Genomic DNA, 3,706 nt, shown 5'->3' on the forward strand with positions numbered 1-3,706 from the left:
CAGCCCCTTTGTTTTGTGCTTCGTAGCGTAATGTATCTTCATCAGGATCAACATTTTCCAGCTTTACCCATTGCACTGATTTTAGTTGATTGATGGGATAGTTTTTACTGGTATCAATTCTTGGAATTTCTTTGATAACTAATGCTTCTAAGATACCTCCTGCTTGTAGGTTTTGAGGTTGATGAGGACGAAAGCGATAAAAGCAACTATCATTTTGATCTTCTGTTTGGTAAATGTAACCAGTTTTTGGATCAACTGCGATCGCTTCATGTCGAAATCTTCCCATAGAGAGTAAAGGAGTTGGTTTGGTTATTTTACCCTGAGAAGGAACTTCAAAGTTATAACCATGTTTTTTGATTATTTCCTCACCACTATTGCGATTTTTGAGCTTATAAATAGCAGTATCTTCTTCACAACTAATCCAAGAATTCCACGGAGTTGTTCCGCCAGAACAATTTCTATTGGTTCCTGCTAAAGAGACAAATTCTTGCTCTAATGTCCCATTTTCATTAATAATTAAAGTTATAGTTCCTCCTTGGGAAATGGGGTTATATTTATACTCTGGTAACGTATTAATTCCATAGTTGGCATCGGGGGTCAATTCATGATTACGCACGAGAATTATTTGTTTATTTTTACCCCGAAATGCCGCCATTCCATCAAAACCAGAAGGAACAATACTACCATCATCCAGAGATTTGCCCCCATAAGAAATAACTTTGTATTGCCATCCTTTGGGAAGGTCTAAAATACCATTTGGATCAGGAATTAATGGACCAAATTTATTAGTATTTGTGCTTTTCCCCTTGGCAACACCAACATAATAGTTTTTTAAAGAATTAGCACCAACAATTGTGGTAAAACCGAAACCAGCTAGAGTAATAAAGTTTCTTCGAGATAGAGACATATTAATTGATTATGTTGTGTTTTTAGGATTAAGGCTTTATGATTTGTTAGACGTTGGACTATTATTTGTTATTTTGGCTAAATAAGGATTGCAATAATTGCTTTGTTGCGGGTAAAACATTGTCAGCAATTGCAAATTCTCCTGTTTCAATATTGATGGCGACAATTTTACCTTTGTTATTTGATTCAACTTGTTGGGAAATTCCAGATTCATAGAGTTCTTGAACCCTACAACATAAACATCTGTAGTCTAAGTTAATGAAAATGGTATAAGTTATCCTATTCTATATGCTTTCCAATCCAAAGTCAAATAGAGGTGATTATTCTGAAAAATAGGTTCTCCAGGACATACTGGATAACCTATCTTTCAATCATTAAAATATAAAAATATCTTTGGGAAAAATAGGTATTATGGAGTAAGCATTCTTTCTCTTATACTTGACAATTTGATAAGATTTTCCAAAAGTTATTAGGGGCAGACTCTTTCAAAGATATTGACTTAGTTTTCTTGAGAGTTTTTATTAATTTAATTGGACAACATTTTTGCTCTTGAGAAAGGTTAGAGACAATAATATGGCTATTATTTATGTTTTTGAGATAAATAATTATTTGCTGATTTGAATCAAAGAATAAACGCTCTAACTCTTTTTGAACTGTATTGAGAAATAAGTTCATCAAAGCATTACTGTTTAAGGATAGTTTTGTTACTTTCAAGTCTTTTCTCTCCTCATAAAAAAATTAGTATTTGCTGAAATAAAGATAATCAGCTTTTGTAGTATAGTTTGCACAAACATCCCTAAGCAGTGATTGAACGCACATAGATTAATTGATCTTTCTCAGTAGAAACAAGGAGATGGCATTTTTTGTGGAAAGTTGCTAATGGTTGGACAGTAAAAAATAGTGCAATTGCACTATTTTTTACAATCTTTTCAGCAATTCATCATATTCAGCGTTGGTGAAGACACTACGGAAAAGACCACACTATAAAATCCTAACTTGGTAATTACGAATTGCTTTATCTACTGTTGCAATGATCAGATTGTGTTGTAAAGCTTGACAAATGATCATTCTATCAAATGGATCACGATGTAAGGGGGGTAATTTTGCTAATTGAGTTACACTCTTTTCATCTACATTAAGGTTAATAATTTCATGAAGATTACGCTGTCTTGGTAAGTAAATTTCGGGTGGTTCTGGTAATGGTAGCTTCCCTAATTGATATTTAACAATACATTCCCAAATAGAAACAACACTCAAATATACTTCATTACCTGAATCACGAATGCAGTTACAAATGTCTATTGATAAACGGTTGTCACCACTAATGAACCAGAGAAAAATATGGGTATCTAGTAAAATTTTCATTCACCCTCAAATGTGTTACGAATTTCCTCTGGTAAAGGATCATCAAAATCTTCTGGAACAGTAAATTCTCCGGCACATAAACCAAATGGTCGTAATTGCTTATTATTAGTAATAGGTTTGAGTTCATCCATTAAACGAGAAGCGATCGCATCTTGTTGATCGGGGGGAAGTTTTTTGAGTTCTGTAATAACTTTTTCTAGCAGTTCCGTCATAGATTTTAGGGAATGATATATGGACTATTATTTGTTATTTTAGCTGAATAAGAATCTTAATTTAAGACGGTGCGTTACATTGCATTAACGCACCCTACAAGATCGGCGATCGCACTACAGGAACAGTGAAATCTCATTGTCTCGTCCATTTTAAAGCGGATACTCTTCATCATGAATGTTAAATGGCTTTGCGTTCTTGAAAATATTGAGTTCCTCAGAAATTTCTCTGGTTTTGGCAGCATCCTCTTCTGTCCAATTTGTTGCATCAAGGTACATAGCATCTTCAGATTGACTTCTATTATTTAAACCTGGTTCAGTCGCTATTCCCACAATATGCTGGACATCAGGAAAATTCAGCTTCACAGTCCGACAGTAAGCGTTTAAGAATGCCCCACGTGCTTCTCGATATACTTCATAAGTCATCCAATCATCATGTGGAAGTGTCAGAAAAACATAGTAGGGTTCTTGAGGTGATGAAGAACAAATATAACGAATGGCAATCTTATCTCTGGGTGCTAATCTCACGAAGTCAAGAAGTTGTCTGGCGAGGATACGTCTACGAAAGCGTGATTCTGCTGCTAAAAAGCGCACCACTGGTTCTGTTCCTTTGACACCAGGATGACTTTTATAATATTGAGTATCTTCTAAAATATGCTTGCTAAATCTTTCAATTAATGTGTCCCAAAAATAGCTAATGTAATTAGGGTTTGCTGAATAAAAGCAAAACCCTATTCTTTAAAAGGTTACACCCATATTCGCGATCGCAAAAAAGATCAGCTTTGTCGGCTACAAACCGCTATAATTGGTAGAAACACCTCCCAGTTGTTGGTCAAGAACAAATGTATCGAAAAGAGGAGCAACCTTTACCGCCCCCAGAACAATTTGAATTACCTTTCGAGGCGCAATTGTTCCCCCAATAATCGTTGGGTAATCATGGCAGAGTTGATACCTTGGGAATGATTTTGAGGAAAGATATTGCTAACTTTTTTCAGCAGAACACGGTGGGCAGCCAAATTATTTAGAATGGCTTAGCGGCCTTAATTATTACGGAACACCGGACCAGTTCTTAGAACTTTTGACCGTTTGGGAAACCCTTTCTCAAACTTTAGGGTTAATGGTTTCCCAGAGCCCCTGGGATTTCGGGCATCATTTGGAAGAATGTTGCATGTCACCATCTTAACATTTACGAATTCCGGTCTTACTAAAAGTTCCCTCAAGGAATA

The 3,706-nt window shown here is 35.5% G+C and carries 4 protein-coding genes; all 4 read right to left on the reverse strand.

Annotated elements, in window-relative coordinates:
• A partial coding sequence (locus CWATDRAFT_RS30450) for an alkaline phosphatase PhoX (protein ID WP_042712954.1) occupies positions 1–907 on the reverse strand: 907 nt, incomplete at its 3' end.
• A 980-nt stretch (positions 908–1,887) separates the two neighbouring features.
• Positions 1,888–2,271 carry a type II toxin-antitoxin system VapC family toxin gene (locus tag CWATDRAFT_RS30460; protein ID WP_007308559.1) on the reverse strand — a complete coding sequence of 128 codons (384 nt, stop codon included), beginning with the start codon at positions 2,269–2,271 and terminating at the stop codon, positions 1,888–1,890.
• Positions 2,268–2,483 (reverse strand): hypothetical protein, encoded by a 216-nt coding sequence (locus CWATDRAFT_RS30465; RefSeq protein WP_007313328.1) that lies wholly within the window; start codon positions 2,481–2,483, stop codon positions 2,268–2,270. The genes CWATDRAFT_RS30460 and CWATDRAFT_RS30465 overlap by 4 nt, the downstream gene beginning before the upstream one ends.
• A 150-nt stretch (positions 2,484–2,633) precedes the next feature.
• Positions 2,634–3,074, reverse strand: a complete 441-nt coding sequence (locus CWATDRAFT_RS30470; protein ID WP_232287246.1) for a hypothetical protein — start codon at positions 3,072–3,074, stop codon at positions 2,634–2,636.
• Between the last annotated feature and the right edge of the window lie 632 nt (positions 3,075–3,706).

This window comes from Crocosphaera watsonii WH 8501 (assembly GCF_000167195.1).
Lineage (GTDB): Bacteria > Cyanobacteriota > Cyanobacteriia > Cyanobacteriales > Microcystaceae > Crocosphaera > Crocosphaera watsonii.

Excerpts from the sequence above, each read along its gene's own strand:
- CWATDRAFT_RS30460 (WP_007308559.1), bottom strand. The coding sequence starts at position 2,271 with ATGAAAATTTTACTAGATACCCATATTTTTCTCTGGTTCATTAGTGGT.
- CWATDRAFT_RS30465 (WP_007313328.1), bottom strand. The coding sequence starts at position 2,483 with ATGACGGAACTGCTAGAAAAAGTTATTACAGAACTCAAAAAACTTCCC.